This window comes from Kitasatospora sp. NPDC091276 (assembly GCF_040684355.1).
Lineage (GTDB): Bacteria > Actinomycetota > Actinomycetes > Streptomycetales > Streptomycetaceae > Kitasatospora.
This window is the reverse complement of sequence record NZ_JBFBFU010000031.1, coordinates 48,246-63,698: the sequence shown is the minus strand read 5'-3', so window position 1 is coordinate 63,698 and position 15,453 is coordinate 48,246. Positions and strand designations below refer to the sequence as shown.

The following is a 15,453-nucleotide window of genomic DNA, read 5'->3' as shown; positions in this document are numbered from 1 at the left end:
CTCCCGGCCGCCGCCCCGCCCCCGGACGTGAGGGCCTCCACGTGAGCTTCCTGCGCTTCACCGCACGACGGCTGGCCGAGATGGCGGCCACCCTCCTCGGCGCCTCCTTCGTGATCTTCGGCGCGATGTACCTGGCGCCGGGCAACCCGGCCAGCTTCCTGCTCTCGGGCCGCTCCGCCTCACCCGAGGCACTCAAGGCGATCAACGACCAGTACCACCTGGACGAACCGTTCCTGCTGCAGTACCTGCGCTGGCTCGGCCAGATCGTCCACGGCGACTTCGGCCGCTCCATCACCTACCGCACCGACGTGTCGCGGCTGCTGGCCGACCGGCTGCCCGCCACCCTCCTGCTCGTCACCATGGCCCTGCTCCTGGTCGTCGCCGTCGGACTGCTCCTCGGCTGGATCGGGGCCGTCCGCGGCGGCGCCGTGGACTCGACCGTCCTGGTCGCCACCACCGTGGCCGTCGGCACCCCGTCCTTCGTCGCGGCCGTCCTGCTGCAGGGCCTGTTCGCGGTGAAGCTGGGCTGGTTCCCGACCGGCGGCACCGGCGACGGACCCGGCCAGATGCTGTGGCACCTGGCCCTGCCCGCCGTCGCGCTGGCGCTCTACCTGATCGGCATGCTCGCCCGGGTCACCCGCGCCGCGATGCAGGAGGTCCTCGGCCAGGAGCACGTCACCGTGGCCCGCAGCCGGGGCGTCGCCGAGCACGAGGTGATCCGCCGGCACGTGTTCCGCAACGCCCTGGGCACCGTCCTGACCACGGGAGGCCTGATCGTCTCCACCCTGCTGGTGTGCACCGTCCTGGTCGAGTCCGCGTTCAGCGTCGGCGGCATCGGCCAGCTCCTCGAACTGTCCACCACCACCAAGGACTTCCCCACCGTGCAGGCGATCTCCCTGCTCATGGTGGGGCTGTTCATGGCGGTGAACCTCGTCGTCGACCTGCTGCACCCGCTGGTCGACCCCAGGGTCACCCTCGCGCCGAAGAGGTCCGCCGCATGAGCACCACCGTCCTGCGCCGCCCCGGCCTCGCCCGCCTGCGCACCGCCCGGGCACCCCTGTACCACCTCTGCCTCGGCCTCGTCGCCGTGGTCGTCCTGGTCGCCGCGCTCGCCTCCTGGCTCGCCCCGTACGACCCGAACGCCGTCGACCTGGGCAACGCCCTCGCCGGCCCCTCCGGCGACCACCTGCTCGGCGTCGACGCCGCCGGCCGGGACACCCTGTCCCGGCTGATGCTCGGCGCCCGCACCTCGCTGCTCGGCCCGCTCGGAGTGGTCGCCTTCTCCACCCTGGCCGGCGTCGCCATCGGCGTCACCGCGGCCTGGCGGGGCGGCTGGCTCGACTCCGTCCTGTCCCGCTCCACCGAACTGGTCTTCGCCTTCCCCGGCATGCTGCTGGCGATCCTGATCGTCGCGGTCTACGGCGAGGGCCTGATCGCCCCGGTGATCGCCCTCGCCATCGCCTACCTGCCCTACGTCAGCCGCCTCAGCCGCTCACTCGTCCTCGCCGAACGCTCCCGCCCCTACGTCGAGGCCTACCGCGTCCAGGGCCATTCCGGGCTCCAGATCTGCCTGCGCCACATCATCCCCGGCATCGCCCCCGTCGTCCTCGCCCAGTCCACCATCAACTTCGGCTACGCCCTGATCGACCTCGCCGGCCTCTCCTTCCTCGGACTCGGCGTCCCGGCGCTCACCCCCGACTGGGGCCGCATGGTCTTCGACGGCCAGACCGCCATCCAGCACGGCTACCCGCTGTCGGCGATCCTGCCCTGCGTCGCCATCGTGCTGACCGTCGTCGCCTTCAACGTCGTCGGCGAACGCTGGGCCGACCAGGTCGCCAGGAGGGACCGTTGAACGTCCTCGACATCCAGGGCCTGCGGCTGCGTCTGCCCGGCACGGCCCGGCCCGTCCTCGACGGCGTCGACCTCACCGTCGACGCCCGCGAGACCGTCGCCCTCGTCGGCGAATCCGGCTCCGGCAAGAGCCTCACCTCCCGCAGCGTCCTCGGGCTGCTGCCGCGCGGCGCCACCACCGAGGGCGTCGTGCGCGTCAACGGCGACGACGTCCTCACCATGAGCCCGGAGCAACTGCGCCGCCTGCGCACCGACACCGCGGCCATGGTCTTCCAGGACCCGCGCGCCTCCGTCAACCCGCTCCGGCGCATCGGCGACTTCCTCACCGAGACCAGCCGCCGGGGCCCCGGCGGGGCCGACGCCGCCGCCGGACGGGCCGCGGAGATGCTGGCCGCCGTCGGGCTCCCGGAGACCACGCTCGGCAGGTACCCGGGGCAGCTGTCCGGCGGCATGCTGCAACGCGTCATGATCGCGGGGGCGCTGATGGGCGACCCCGCCCTGATCCTCGCCGACGAGGCCACCACCGCGCTGGACGTCACCACCCAGGCCGAGGTCGTCGCCCTCCTCGGCGACCTGCGCGAACGCTTCGGCACCGCACTGGTCTTCGTCACCCACGACCTCGGACTCGCCGCCGCCATCAGCGACCGCGTCTACGTCATGTACGCGGGGCGGATCGCCGAAACCGGGCCCGCCGAGGCCCTGTTCGAGCGGCCGCGCCACCCCTACACGGCCGCGCTGCTCGCCTCCACCCCCCGCCTGGACACCCCCCGGGGCCGGCTGGCCGCCATCGGCGGCAGGCCACCGAGCCTGCGCGAGGACCTGACGGGTTGCCCCTTCGCCGCCCGCTGCCCGCTCGCGACCGAGGTGTGCACCGAGCGGGCGCCGGCCCTGCTGCCGCTCGCCGACGAGCCGGCCCGGCGGGCAGCCTGCCACCACGGCGACCGCGTCGCGGAGGTGACCGCCGATGCCTAGGAGCACTGCCGGTAGCCGCACCACGACCAGCCCCGCCACGACGAGCCGCGTCACGACGAGCCCCGGAGGAGAGCCGACGATGCCGAAGACCGTCCTGGAGGCCGTCGGCCTGCACCGCGCCTACGGGAGCGTCCAGGCGGTCGACAACGTCTCCTTCACCCTGGCCGAAGGCGGATCGCTGGGCATCGTCGGCGAGTCGGGGTCGGGCAAGACCACCACCGCCCGGATCGTCGTCGGGCTCGAACGGGCGGACTCCGGGCGCGTCCTGGTGCACGGCCGGGACCGCACCGAGCACCGGCGCGGCCGGGCCCACCGGCTGGCCCGCGCCCGCGAGGTCCAGATGGTCTTCCAGGACCCGTACCTGTCCCTCGACGCCCGCACCAGCGTCGGCGCCGCGCTGCGCGAAACGCTCAGGCTGCACTTCCCCGACGCGGACCACCCCCGCCGGATCGCCGAACTCCTCGACCAGGTCGGCCTCGGCGAGCGCGAGGCCGAGGCCCTGCCCCGCCAGCTCTCCGGCGGCCAGCGCCAGCGCGTCGCCATCGCCCGCGCGCTGGCCGTCGAGCCCGCCGTCCTCGTCCTCGACGAGGCGGTGGCCGCCCTCGACGTCTCGGTGCAGGCGCAGATCCTCAACCTGCTCGCCGACATCCGCGAACAGACCGGCATCGGCTACCTGTTCATCACCCACGACCTGGGCGTCGTCCGGTGCGTCACGGACGAGGTGGTCGTGATGCGGCACGGCCGGATCGTCGAGTCCGGCCCCACCGCCGAGGTCCTCGCCCGGCCCCGGCACGCCTACACCCGGCTGCTGCTCGACTCCGTGCCCAGGCCGGGCTGGGACCCGCGGTCCATCGCGGCCGCCCGCCGGGCCCTGTAGCCGGGCCCTCCGGACTGCCGGGCCCTCCGGACTGCCGGGGTCCCGCGGGGTCGGCGGACTCCACGGGGCCCCGGTGTCGTCCGACCGACGGACGAACGACGCCGGGGCCTATGCCGTCCCGGCGTCGGCCGGGGCCTGTGCCGTCCCGGACGGTGCTTCGGCGAGCGCGCGCACCAGCGTCCCCAGCACCGTCGCCGCGTCCACGTTCGAGTCGAGGGACTGGATGGCCGCGAGGCCGTCCACCGCCGCCGCGACCGCCTCGCCCAGGGGTCGCGGGTCGATGCCGCCGCCCCGCTCGTCGGCGAGCACCTGGAAGAGCCGGACGAAGCACGACCGCCAGCGCAGGTACTCCTGCTCCAGACTCCCCCGGACGCGTTCGTCGTTGAGGGCGTGCCAGTGCAGGGCCGCGTGCAGGTGCGACAGGTCCGGGCTCTCGCCCCGGGTCAGCAGGCCGATCACGCGCTCGGCCCGCTCGGCGAAGTCGCCGGGGCCGTCCACCGCTTCCTCCAGCGGGGAGATCCACTCCGGCCGGATGTCCTCGATCACCGCCACGATCAGATCGGTGCGGTCGCGGAAGTGGTAGTGGCACATCCCGTGCGAAACGCCGCACAGCGCGGCGACGTTGCGCGTGGTGAAGCGCCCGGCGCTCTCGCCGGCCAGCAGGGTCCGGGCGGCGGAGACGAGCCGTGACCGGGTCTGCTCCCCCTTGGCCGACGAGCGCGTGCGCCCCTGCGGAACCACGGGGGCCGCCTGAACCTGTTCCTTCTCGCCTGTCGCCATGGCGCAACTCTAGGGCGTGTCCGACCCACGCCCCCGCTCCAGAAATCCTCGTCCGATGATGCGCAGATAATTGACCGAGCGCTCGGTTAGTTCTACCTTTCGAGTCAATCCCGTTGCCGAGACGGGCAGTTGACCGGAGGACCCGATGAACGATCACGTCCCGAGCAGACCCGGCCTGGACAGGCCCGGCCTGGGCAGACGACAGTTCCTCACCGCGGCCGGCCTCACCGCCGCCGGCCTGGCCGTGACGTCGGCGGCAGGCTCAGCCGCCGCGGCGGCCGGCCTCCGCAGCTCCCGCAGCTCCCGCAGCGAGGACACCGCACTGGCGGGTGCGTTCGCCGTCCCGATCGACGGCGCGCGGCACACCCGGACCTGGATGGCCTGGCCCGACAGCACCGCGATCTGGCGCAGCCAGCTCGGCGGCGTCCAGTCGAACATCGCGCTGATCGCCAGGACCATCGCCAAGTACGAGCCGGTCATCATGTGCGCCAACCCCGCGAGCGCCGCCAAGGCCCGCTCCCTGTGCGGCTCGTCGGTCACCGTGATCACCACCATCCCCGTCGACGACTGCTGGATGCGCGACACCGGCCCGGTCTTCCGCACCGACGGGCCGGGAGCCCTCGACGCCGTCGGCCTCAACTTCAACGGCTGGGGAAACCGGCAGACCCACGCCAACGACGCGCTGGTCGCCCGGCGCATCGCCGCCTACGTCGGGGTGCCGTTCACCGCCGCCGGCCTGATCGCCGAAGGCGGCGCCATCGAACAGGACGGCGCCGGCACCCTGATGGCCACCCGCAGCAGCATCGTCAACGACAACCGCAACCCCGGGATGAGCCAGGCGCAGATCGAGACCGCGATGTGCCAGGCCTACGGCGCGTCCAAGGTCATCTGGTTCACCGGCATCAGGAACCAGGACATCACCGACGACCACGTCGACGCCACCTCGCGCTTCCTCGCCCCCGGCGCCGGGCTGGTCCAGATGCCGCTGGCGACCGACACCGACGCGTGGGCCAGCGACGCGCGCGAGCAGTACCAGATCCTGTCCGCCGCCACGACGGCCGCAGGCGGTCCGACCGCGGTGACCAGACTCCAGGGCCCGGACTACGACAAGATCCGCTCCACCAACCAGAACTTCGTCGCCTCCTACGCCAACTACTACGCGTGCAACGGCGCCGTGATCTCCGCCCAGTTCGGAGACAGCACGGCCGACGCCGCCGCCCGGGCGACCCTGGCCCGGCTCTTCCCCGGACGCACCGTCGAGCAGCTCGACATCGACTACCTCGGCGCCGGCGGCGGCGGCATCCACTGCGTCACCCAGCAACAGCCCGCCGTCTGACACCCGGCGGAGCGGCGCGCACACCGGCGCGGCCCACCGGCCACGCGCAGGCGTGCGCGCCGGCCACCCCGCAACTGCCCCGGGCGTCCGGCCGGCACGCCCGAACACCTCGTCCACCGCGACATCGTCAGCGCCCTGCCCACCCTGGACGCCAGGATCACCCCCGCCCCGACCGGCCCCGGCTTCCCCGGCATGCGCGGACGGAGTTTTGAACGATCAGTGCAGGACCCGGCCGGCGGGGGTGCGCCGGAAGAGGTTGTTCACCCTCCACGAACGGGACCGGGCCGGCCGGTCGGGAAGCCCGGGGGAATCTCCCCCGGGCTCCCGCGGGGTGACGTCAGGCCGCTCCTCCGCGGCGTCCCCGGCCCGGTCCGGTCGTCCGGCCGGTGACCTGCCGGTTCGCCGTCAGAGCAGCCGCGCTCCCGGCTTGACCTCCCGGTCCGGGGCGATCAGGACCACGTCGCCGCCGCCCTCGCCCGGCACTCCGAGGACGAGGACCTCGGACATGAAGTCCGCGACCTGCCGGGGCGGGAGGTTCACCACGGCCATCACCAGGCGGCCTTCGAGGTCATCGAGCGCGTACAGGTCGGTGATCTGGGCGCTGGACTTCCGAACGCCCAGCTCGCCGAAGTCGATCCACAGCTTGTACGCGGGCCGGCGGGCGCGCGGGAACGCCTCGGCGCGGACGATCCGGCCCGCACGGATGTCGACGTCCAGGAAGTCGGTGATCGTGATCCCGTCCGCCGCCATCAGACCATCACCGAGGGAAGCAACCCGACCGACATCGGCAGGGCGGAGTGGCAGGCGAGGGAGTCGTGCGTGTGGGAGATGTGACCCTCCAGGGCGGGCTTCCGCGTGAAGAAGATCAGCATATCCCTGGTGGAGGTCTGCTGCGGGTCGGCGGCGACCACCGGGGAGAGGCTGTGCTTCCGCTCGTGGTCGACGACCAGCATGGTGTCGAGGAAGTGGCGGTGCTGGTACTGGCCCACGACGAGCTCCGGCTCGACCTCGTCCCAGCGGACCGCGTTGATCTGCCGCATGTCGTGGAGGAAGGTGATCGCGCTGTCGGCGGTCATGTTCTCACTGCCGAGCAGCGTGGTCATGGTGTGGTCCACGCCGTCGCTGTGCACCCCTTCGAGGGCGGGCTCGCCGACGAGTTCGGGCGTGGTGACGGTCCGCAGGTTGAACAGGGTGCACACCCAGCCGGGGTAGTCGTAGTCCAGCTTCGGGCGGTGCGCGATCTCCACGTCCTGGACCATGAACGCCTTGAACAGGAGCAGCCCCTGGAAGGCCCGGTTCAGCTGGAGGTCGTCACCTACCTCCGCGAACTCACGCTTCTGTCCGGAGTCATGGCGTACGAAGTCCTCGTCCGCCGAGAGCGCGAACGGCTGGAATTCGCCCCGGTCGATCGTCCCGTTCTTCACGTCGAAGTGGAAGCGGCCGTTCTTCGACTGGCGGAAGGGGAGGGTGGGGTCGTCCGGCAGGTCGTCGCTCACCCGCTGGAGCTGGGCCAGGTCGGCATCGGTGGCACCGAGCCCCTTCAGTAAGCCGGCCATGCGCTCTCCAGGGACGAAAGCCGAACGCTGCTCGACATACTCCTTCTTGATCCGGGTCAACTCGGATATGACCTGGTCGAGGTCGTTGGTGTTCATAGAATGAATACTCCGTTCCGGTTCAGGGGACGACTCCCCGAAGGCTCTCGCGTCATCGGTGACGTCCACCCTGGGGCGGAACCGATCGCCTCCGACGAGAAAAACCTACGAGCAGCTGATCAATGATCAGTCAACGATGGATCTACGTGCGCGTCATGGCTGATTCAAGGTCTTGACGGCTCCACGAACCCGCAGATCACAGTCAAGTGACGGCCAGTCATACACATGAACTCCTGACGGTCAAAGCCGACCACAAAGATCCGGTCAGGACCGCTTTCACACAACCGGGTTCACGTAGTCCGGGGAAGCACGGACCGCATCGCCACCGAATACGTGTCGTGAATTTCGGCCGTCGGCCGTCGGCCGTCGGCCGTCTGCGTCTCAGAGGCGCACCAGCGCCTCGCGGGTCAGGTCGGCCAGGGCCGGGTAGCCGTCGACCGCCATGAGCAGGTCGGCCTCCGCCAGCAGTGAGCGCAGCACGTGCACGATGCCGTCCTCGCCGCCGAGCGCCAGCCCGTACGCGTACGGGCGGCCGACGCCGACCGCGGTGGCGCCGAGGGCGAGCGCCTTGACCACGTCGGCGCCGCTGCGCACCCCGGAGTCGAAGAGCACCGGCAGAGCGCCCGCCGCCTCGACCACGGCGGGCAGCGCGTCCAGGGCGGGCAGGCCTCCGTTGGCCTGGCGGCCACCGTGGTTGGAGCAGTAGAGGCCGTCGACGCCGCCGTCCCGGGCCCGGCGGACGTCCTCGGGGTGACAGACGCCCTTGAGGATGATCGGCAGGTCGGTGAGCGAGCGCAGCCACGGCAGGTCGTCCCAGGTCAGCGGGTTGCCGAAGATACCGGCCCACTCCAGGATCGCCGCGCCCGGATCCTCCTCGGGGGCCTTGGCCAGGCGGGCCCGGAAGACCGGGTCGGTGAAGTAGTTCGCCAGGCAGTGGCCGCGCAGCTGGGGGAAGTTGGAGGTGGCGAGGTCGCGCGGGCGCCAGCCGGTGATCCAGGTGTCCAGGGTGACCACGATGCCCCGGAAGCCGGCCGCCTCCGCGCGGTGCACCAGGCTGGCGGCGAGGTCGCGGTCGGTCGGGGTGTAGAGCTGGAAGAAGCCGGGCGTGCCGCCGAACTCGGCCGCGACCTGCTCCAGCGGGTCGACGGTGAGGGTGGAGGCCACCATCGGCACGCCGGTGCGGGCGGCGGCCCTGGCGGCTGCGAGGTCTCCGTGGCCGTCCTGGGCGCAGAGGCCGATCACGCCGACCGGCGCCAGGAACAGCGGCGAGGGCAGGGTGTGGCCGAAAAGTTCGACGGTCAGGTCGCGACGGGCGGCGCCGACCATCATCCGGGGGTAGAGGCCCCACCGCTCGAAGGCCCGGACGTTGGCGCGCTGGGTGTGCTCGTCCCCCGCGCCGCCGGCCACGTACGACCAGATCGACGGGGGGAGGGCGGCCTGCGCCCCGGCCTCCAGCCCGGCGTACGTCATCGGCAGGGCGGGCTGCACCCCGCGCAGGCCCTCGAAGTAGATCTCGTTCTGGTAGTCACCGAACTGCTGGGCCATGGTTCCCAACCTCCTGTTGGTGCGGTGCGGTGCGGTGTGCGTGTGCGTGTCCGTGTGCGTGTGCGTGTGCGTGTGCGGGAGTGACGGGAGAGACGGGAGTGACGGTTGCGTTGATCTGATGTCTACCGGCCCCTGCGAGCGTTCGGACGTCTTGCCATAGGTACGTAGGGAGCGTCATCCGTGTTTCGAACGATTGTTGTCCGTACGGCTGTTGCCGGTGCGGCCGTGCTGGTGCCGGTGGTGGGCGCTGTTGCCGTGGGCGCGGGGGCCCCCGTGCGACAGGGCTCGCCGACCGAGCCGTCGGCGCAGGCCTGCGGCGGGTCGGCCGACGTGCACTGCCTCTCGGGGCGCATCGCGTGGAACGGCACCGGTCTCGTCATCCGCTACCGGGGGTGAGGGGTCCGGTCGGCGGTCGCCAGGGCGGCCAGCATCGACGTCACGTCGGCGGCCTCCGGGGCGCTGAGGCGGCTGAGCAGTAGGCGCGCCTTCGCTTCCTGATGCCGGGCGGCGTGGTGGTCGCTGCGGGCGGTCATCGCATGGGCCAACACCAGGTGGGCGAGAGCGCGTTCGCGCTGTCGCCCACCTGCTTCTGCGAGGTCCAGTGCCCGCTCCGCCTGCTGAACGGCCTCGTCGAGCCGTCCGAGCAGGCGCAGGACGTCGGCCAGGCGGCTTCGGGCGGCCGACTCCCGGTTGAGATCGCCGGTGACGCCCGCGCAGCAGATGCAGGACCGCAGCTGCGCCGCGGCGTCGTCGAGTCGGCCCAGTTCCTGGTAGGCGAGGCCGAGGACGTAGTGCACGTACGCGGTCATCGCGACGTCGGCGGTCCCCCCGGGTTCGGCGAGGATCCGCCGACAGGTCTGAACCGCCGTGGCCACGTGGCCGGTGCGGATGCGGGACAGGGCCGCGTTCGCGGTGCTCGCCACCTCGCCGGACCGGTGGCCGAGCTGCCGGGCGAGCGCCACCGCCTCGTCGAAGGCGGCGATCGCCTCCTCGTGCCGGCCCTCGGCCTGGGCGATGAGGCCCAGGTCGTTGAGGGCTTGCCGGAGAACGGCCGGGTCCTCCGCCTCCCGGCAGGCTTCGGCCGCCTGCCGGGCCTGTGCGCCGGCCTCGCCGAGCCGGGCCCGGGCCAGCAGGACCGTGCCGAGGAGGAACCGCGACCGGCCCTCCGCGCAACGGTCGCCGGCCGCGACGGCGGCGGCGATCAGCGTGCGGGTGGCGTCTTCCGCTCGGCCGCCGACGGCGCCGAGGCCGAGCGGGCTGAGGGCGATCAGCAGGTTGACGGCCGCCCGCAGGTCGGTCATCGCCGAGGGCCGGCCGTCGGCGAGGGCGCGCAGGGTGTCCGTCGCGACGGCGGCCGCGAGCGCCACGGCGCCGGGTGTCTCGGTCCGGGCCCACCGGCGGGCGTCCGCCAGATCCGCGAAGACCGGGGATACCGGGGATACCGGGGATACCGGGGATACCGAGGGGCGCAAGGAAGCCGGGGCGGCCGACTGCTGGAGCGGCTCGCCGAAGACGTCGGCGACCGGGTCGCCGGGTACGGCGAGGGTGAAGGCCGTACGGGCGCAGCCGAGCAGATGGGTCAGCAGCCGCTGCTGGGCGCCGGCCCGTTCGTGGTCGCCGGTCCGCAGCGACGCCCGGCGGGCGAAGGCGCGCACCAGGTCGTGGTAGCGGTAGCGCCCGGCGCCCGTCGACTCCAGCAGCGCCTGGTCCACCAGCGACTCCGCGAGCCGCTCCGCCTGGTACTCCGCCAGGCCCAGGACTGCGGCTGCCGACGCCAGACCGAGGTCGGGCTCCGCCCAGGAGAGCATCCGGAACGCCGTGGCCAGGGGTGGTGGGAGCAGCCGGTAGCTGAGCTCGAAGACCTGCTCGATCGCCAGGTCGCCCGTGCGCAGGGCGTCGATGCCCTCGCGGTCGTCGGCCAGGCTCCGGACGAGTTCGGCGATCGGCTGGTCCGGGGTGGCGGCGAGCCGGGCCGCGGCGATCCGTACGGCCAGGGGGAGCCGGCCGCAGGCATCGACCAGCATCCTGGCCTGGGGGCCCTGTCCGGACCGGCGTGCCGCGCCGATGACCGAGTCGAGCAGGCCGATCGCCTCGGGCTCGCTGAACACGTCCAGCGCGACGTGCAGGACCGACGGCACGCTGGTGAGCACCGTGCGACTGGTGACGATGACGGCGCAGTCCGACGAGCCGGGCAGCAACGGCTGGATCTGGGCCCCGTCGCGTGCGTTGTCCAGGAGGATGAGCAGCCGTCGTCCCGCGCTGGCGGTCCGGAACAGCGCCGACCTGCTTTCGAGGTCCTTGGGCACAACTGCCGCCCGGACGCCCAGCGTTGTCAGGAAGTCCGCCAGGATGTCGGACGCGTTCGCGGGCACCAGGTCGGCGCCGCGCAGATCCGCGTACAGCCGGCCGTCGGGGAAGTCCGGGCGCACGGTGTGGGCGGCTCGCACCGCGAGGGTCGTCTTCCCCACCCCGGCCATCCCGGTCACGGTCACCAGTCGCAGTGCGGGGCTGGTCCGTCCGGCCGGTGCTTGCCCGGTCAGCGCTTGTCCGATTCCGGCGATGTGCTCCTGCCGTCCGATGAACTGTGCCAGCACCGGAGGGAGTTGGTCCAGGGCTTCACTGTCGGCCGCATCGCCCGCGCTGCGGTCGACGTCTCGTTCGGCGCCGCGGTCGACGTCTCGTTCGACGTCTCGTTCGGCGCCTCGGTCAGCCGACGCGGGCGATAACGGTACGTCTGGGCGTAAGCCCGGACCGGGTTCAGCGGCCCTCGATCGCATGGCGGCATCCACACCCAGATCGTGACACAACTCCGTGAGCGCGGGCGCCGGTTCGATCCCCAGCTGCTCCACCAGCCGTAATCGAAGCGCGTCGTAGACCGCACACGCCTCGGACGCCCGCCCTTGCCGGTGCAGCGCGCGGATGAGCAGTTCCTGGAGGCGCTCGTGGAGCGGGTGGTCACCGGCCAGCTGCTCCAGCTCCGACAGGTAGCCGGAGGGAGCGTCGAGGGCCACGTCGAGGGCGAGGCGCTCCTCCAGGAGGGTGAGGCGCAGCCTCGAAAGCCGTTCCCGCTCGCGGCACATGAGCGGCCCCGGCAGGCCGGCGAGCGGCTCCCCGCGCCACTGGGCCAGGGCTTCTCCCAGTGCGTTCCGGGCGTCCCGCGGGCGCTCGGCGGCGCACGTCCCGGCCAGTTCCTGCAAGCGCTTGACCCGCCACAGGTCCACGCGGTCCGGCTCGACGGCCAGACGGTAGCCGCCCGTTCGGGAGACCAGCACCCTGGGCGCCGTGCGCACGGGCTCCAGCAGGTTCCGCAGCTGCCACACGTAGGTGCGCAAGCTGGTGTCGGGCGCACCGGGCAGCCGGTCTCCCCACAGGCCGTCGATCAGCTCGTCGACCGTCACGACCGCGTTCGGGCGCAGCAGCAGGGCGGCCAGTACCGACCGCTGCTGCGGGCCGCCGAGGTACAGGTCCGTGCCGGCGCGCCGGACCCGCAGCTCGCCGAGTAACGCGAAGCTCAGCGAATCCTGATCATGATCTGGACGCACGTGTTCCCCTCATCTGGTCGGCCGGGTACCGCTCCGGCCATCGGACTCTGCCTGGTGTTCCGATTGTCGGTGAACGGCCCCGCGTTCTCCCTGCGGGCCCGGGCGTACTGCGTCAACTCTGACCCGGCGGAGGCGGGTTGCCGCAAGGGCGCGCCGACTCCACCACATGAGGACGTACAGGGTCAGGCTGCCGATCAGGCCGGCGCCCGCGCCCTTCGCCGCGTCGGACAGCACCCCTTCGACCACGGCGCTCAGCGGCAGCCCGTCGGTCACCGCCTCCGGGCCGGCGAGCCACCGCCAGGCGTGGGCGACGGCTCCGACGAGCGTGACCAGGGCCATGGCGAGGAGGACGGGGCGCCGGGTTTCACCGACGGGCTTCGTGCGGCCCTCAGCGGAGAGGAAGCGGGCCCGCCTCGGCCACACGTACACCGCGATGGCGGCCAGGCCGCCGATCGTGCTCGCGTGCTGCAACGCCCGCGCCCAGGTGAGGCCGCCCACCAGTGTGGAGTTGAGCCAGGGCGTACGGGTGACCACGAAGCCGTCGAAGTGGGTGAAGGCGTCCCAGACCAGGTGCGTGGCGATGCCGATCAGGGCGGACAGCACGATCCACCCGGCTCGCCGCGCCAGCGCGCCGGCAGTGCGGAGCCGCGACGCGGCGCTGGGCTCCGGCAGCGGCACCGGCACCGGCTCCGGCAGCGGCAGCGGCAGCAGGGACGCCAGCGGGCGTTCGCCGGCGCGGAGCAGTCCCCACAGGGCAAGGGCGTACGGCAGGGCGACGGTGACGGCGCCCGGAGCGCTGTGCGAGGTCGTGGCGTTGACGAAGGGTTCGTACCAGGACTGCGCGCTGACGGGCAGTCCCGTGGTGACGACGAAGTAGGGCAGGTCCGGTGCGACGGCTCCGGCGACCAGCGCGGCCCGGCTGAAGGGTCTCCGCAGCAACGGCAGTACGGCCGCGGGGTGGGCCAGGGTGAACGGCATGAGCATCCTCTCGCGCAGACCCCAATAGTCCGTCAAACGGAATGCTACGTCAAACGGACTAATGACCTCTGGCGGATGCGCCGCGTCATCCCTCGCGGCTCCGGCTGCGGCGGGCGACCGTGCTGTCGATGCCCAAGGCCTGATAGGCCAGATGGGCCTGAACGCCGTCCGGAATCCGGCATCCTCCCCGTCACGGTCGCGGCGGGTCCGCTCGCAGAAGCCAACCCTCACCACCCGCGAACTCGATGCCCTGGAAGGAAGCACCGAACGCCACCCGGTCGAACCCGACTTCCCGGTGCAGAGAGGTTGTCGTCTTTCCGGGCTTGAGGACTGCGTTCTCGCTGGTCAGGCATAGGGTCGGCGGTCTCGTGGCAGTGGTGACGTGTCGTGTCCTCGCTTTGGTGGAGGTCGAGGATGCCGTCGGTCGTGGGACTGCTGGAACAGCGTGAGCTCACCGCTCGCCGTCGTGTCGACGATCTGCGGGAGGAGGCCGACCGCCTCCAGGCGGAGCTGGCCGCGGCCGAGCGGGAGTGGAACGAGTGGGCCATCGCCCGCTCACGCGCTGGCGAGGTACTGGCCCCGGGCAACGACGCCGTCGTCGGCACCGCCGCCTCCGAGGGTCTGCCGGCTCCCGGTGTGCAACCGGCGCGGCCCGAACCGGCGGAGGCGGCGAAGAATCGTGTCCTACCGGCTCGAGGCCCGGCCCCCGCCCCCGCCCCCGCTACGTCCTACTTCTCCTCCGGCTCCCAGGCGCGGAGCAGGTCGAGCAGCCCTGCGTCTCCGTCAACGTGCAAGGAGTCGGCCTGGATCCGGTCGTACAGGTAGAGAACCAGCTCACTGGCCGTGCCGTGGACGGAGGCGCCGGCTGCGTCCGAGTCCTCGCCGGTCGCGGCGGTGGGCGCGGGGATGCGGGTGGTGCGTGCGCCGTCGCCGTCGACGGTGAGGCGCCAGGAGCGGCCCTCGGCGGCGTGGAAGTCGAAGGCCGTGGGCTTGTGCGGCCAGGCACTCGGCGTTCCGCAGACGGTGAACAGGAACTCCTCCACACCGTCGAGTACCACCTCGACCGGCAGCGGCTGCGGGGCGCCCCAGGCGAGCTGGGCGTCGTACGTGTGCACCGCGGTCTCCTGGACCCGGTGCCGGGCGACACCGCCGGAGGTTGGCGGCGACTGCGACGCGGGCCACCACGTCCAGCAACCGCTCTCCGGTCCGGCCTCGCGCAGGGCGCCCAGCAGAAGCTGCGTCGACGCGGCCAGCCAGGCCAGAAGGGCCTCACGCTCCCGCGGCACTTCCAGCGCGGCGCGCGCGGCGACGGCCTCGGCCGGAGGCGCGTCGGCGGGCCCCGCGCCGACGATGGCGGCCCAGAAACGGTCTCCCCCACTCAGGTGCTTCACCAGATCGAACAGCGTCCACCCGGGGCAGGTCGGCACCTGTGCGTCAAGACTGGGCGCGGCGGCGACCGCGGCGCGGAATGCGGTCGACCGTTCATCGATCAGTCGCAGCAGGTCAGGGAACTCAAGATTCTTTTCCACGCCGGATGTCTATCACCGTGCTCCGGTGATCGGGCAGCGATTTTCACAGTCGCCGCCGGTTGGCCGCTGCGGACGTCCTCGCCTCCCACCGCTCGGGTGACGAGCTGCGCACTGCTGCGAGGACGCCGGTGGTGGCGGTACGCCAGGCGTCGTACCGGTGGGTGCCCTGGCCTCGCCGCACGGCCGGGCACCTCGGCGACGTGACGTCCACCCGGTGCGCGCTGTTCGGAGACCCTGTGTCGCGCCTCGAGGACGACTTCGCCACGCGGTGTGCGACCGAGCGAGACGCCCAGGACCGCAGTGAGTACGGTCGTGTCACCGTACCGGCAGATGCGACCGTGTGCGGGACTCGGATCGTCGTCTGCGTGAGCGAGTTCGGGTTCGGTGCGCT

General features: G+C 72.4%; 12 protein-coding genes and 1 pseudogene. 6 read left to right on the top strand and 7 right to left on the bottom strand.

All coding sequences use genetic code 11. The features are described from left to right. Positions 1–41: 41 nt before the first annotated feature. The 4 genes from AB0O19_RS30865 (at position 42) to AB0O19_RS30850 (ending at position 3,700) form a co-directional block, all read left to right on the top strand. On the top strand, positions 42–1,001 hold the full coding sequence (locus tag AB0O19_RS30865; protein ID WP_363624274.1) for an ABC transporter permease: 960 nt from the start codon (positions 42–44) through the stop codon (positions 999–1,001). Beyond that, a complete protein-coding gene (locus AB0O19_RS30860) occupies positions 998–1,852 on the top strand; it encodes an ABC transporter permease (RefSeq protein WP_363624272.1) in 855 nt (284 codons plus the stop codon). Before AB0O19_RS30865 ends, AB0O19_RS30860 begins: the two co-directional genes overlap by 4 nt. Beyond that, complete coding sequence (locus AB0O19_RS30855) at positions 1,849–2,823, top strand: ABC transporter ATP-binding protein (protein WP_363585513.1); 975 nt, start codon at positions 1,849–1,851, stop codon at positions 2,821–2,823. Before AB0O19_RS30860 ends, AB0O19_RS30855 begins: the two co-directional genes overlap by 4 nt. A 79-nt stretch (positions 2,824–2,902) precedes the next feature. After that, positions 2,903–3,700 carry an ABC transporter ATP-binding protein gene (locus AB0O19_RS30850; RefSeq protein WP_363624270.1) on the top strand — a complete coding sequence of 266 codons (798 nt, stop codon included), beginning with the start codon at positions 2,903–2,905 and terminating at the stop codon, positions 3,698–3,700. Between the two features lie 108 nt (positions 3,701–3,808). Here AB0O19_RS30850 and AB0O19_RS30845 read toward each other — a convergent pair whose 3' ends face one another. Further along, positions 3,809–4,480, bottom strand: a complete 672-nt coding sequence (locus AB0O19_RS30845; RefSeq protein WP_363624268.1) for a TetR/AcrR family transcriptional regulator — start codon at positions 4,478–4,480, stop codon at positions 3,809–3,811. Between the two features lie 145 nt (positions 4,481–4,625). On the opposite strand from AB0O19_RS30845, the gene AB0O19_RS30840 reads away from it, so the two are divergent. Next, positions 4,626–5,816: an agmatine deiminase family protein gene (locus AB0O19_RS30840; protein WP_363624266.1), complete on the top strand. Its 1,191-nt coding sequence runs from the start codon at positions 4,626–4,628 to the stop codon at positions 5,814–5,816. 405 nt (positions 5,817–6,221) lie between these two features. On the opposite strand, the gene AB0O19_RS30835 is transcribed toward AB0O19_RS30840, so the two are convergent. From AB0O19_RS30835 to AB0O19_RS30815, 5 genes are all read right to left on the bottom strand, one after another. Continuing rightward, a complete protein-coding gene (locus AB0O19_RS30835) occupies positions 6,222–6,566 on the bottom strand; it encodes a tRNA-binding protein (protein WP_363624264.1) in 345 nt (114 codons plus the stop codon). Continuing rightward, complete coding sequence (locus AB0O19_RS30830) at positions 6,566–7,468, bottom strand: 2OG-Fe dioxygenase family protein (protein WP_363585508.1); 903 nt, start codon at positions 7,466–7,468, stop codon at positions 6,566–6,568. The genes AB0O19_RS30835 and AB0O19_RS30830 overlap by 1 nt, the downstream gene beginning before the upstream one ends. A gap of 381 nt (positions 7,469–7,849) precedes the next feature. Further along, positions 7,850–9,013, bottom strand: coding sequence for an alpha-hydroxy-acid oxidizing protein (locus AB0O19_RS30825; protein WP_363624262.1), 1,164 nt, complete (start codon positions 9,011–9,013; stop codon positions 7,850–7,852). Between the two features lie 383 nt (positions 9,014–9,396). Beyond that, on the bottom strand, positions 9,397–12,555 hold the full coding sequence (locus AB0O19_RS30820; RefSeq protein WP_363624260.1) for a BTAD domain-containing putative transcriptional regulator: 3,159 nt from the start codon (positions 12,553–12,555) through the stop codon (positions 9,397–9,399). A 9-nt stretch (positions 12,556–12,564) separates the two neighbouring features. Beyond that, positions 12,565–13,533: a DUF4184 family protein gene (locus tag AB0O19_RS30815; RefSeq protein WP_363624258.1), complete on the bottom strand. Its 969-nt coding sequence runs from the start codon at positions 13,531–13,533 to the stop codon at positions 12,565–12,567. A gap of 414 nt (positions 13,534–13,947) precedes the next feature. Between AB0O19_RS30815 and AB0O19_RS30810 the strand changes: the two are divergent. Further along, positions 13,948–14,127 (top strand): annotated as a pseudogene (locus AB0O19_RS30810) (hypothetical protein); the annotation flags it as partial. 134 nt (positions 14,128–14,261) lie between these two features. Here the strand turns inward: AB0O19_RS30810 and AB0O19_RS30805 are convergent. Then, positions 14,262–15,062 (bottom strand): maleylpyruvate isomerase family mycothiol-dependent enzyme, encoded by an 801-nt coding sequence (locus AB0O19_RS30805; RefSeq protein WP_363624256.1) that lies wholly within the window; start codon positions 15,060–15,062, stop codon positions 14,262–14,264. Positions 15,063–15,453 lie beyond the last annotated feature (391 nt).

What these genes read in the sequence shown, in the direction of transcription:
- AB0O19_RS30825 (WP_363624262.1), bottom strand. Translation starts at nt 9,013, where the DNA reads ATGGCCCAGCAGTTCGGTGACTACCAGAACGAGATCTACTTCGAGGGC.
- AB0O19_RS30830 (WP_363585508.1), bottom strand. Translation starts at nt 7,468, where the DNA reads ATGAACACCAACGACCTCGACCAGGTCATATCCGAGTTGACCCGGATC.
- AB0O19_RS30845 (WP_363624268.1), bottom strand. Translation starts at nt 4,480, where the DNA reads ATGGCGACAGGCGAGAAGGAACAGGTTCAGGCGGCCCCCGTGGTTCCG.
- AB0O19_RS30860 (WP_363624272.1), top strand. Translation starts at nt 998, where the DNA reads ATGAGCACCACCGTCCTGCGCCGCCCCGGCCTCGCCCGCCTGCGCACC.
- AB0O19_RS30840 (WP_363624266.1), top strand. Translation starts at nt 4,626, where the DNA reads ATGAACGATCACGTCCCGAGCAGACCCGGCCTGGACAGGCCCGGCCTG.
- AB0O19_RS30815 (WP_363624258.1), bottom strand. Translation starts at nt 13,533, where the DNA reads ATGCCGTTCACCCTGGCCCACCCCGCGGCCGTACTGCCGTTGCTGCGG.
- AB0O19_RS30850 (WP_363624270.1), top strand. Translation starts at nt 2,903, where the DNA reads ATGCCGAAGACCGTCCTGGAGGCCGTCGGCCTGCACCGCGCCTACGGG.
- AB0O19_RS30835 (WP_363624264.1), bottom strand. Translation starts at nt 6,566, where the DNA reads ATGGCGGCGGACGGGATCACGATCACCGACTTCCTGGACGTCGACATC.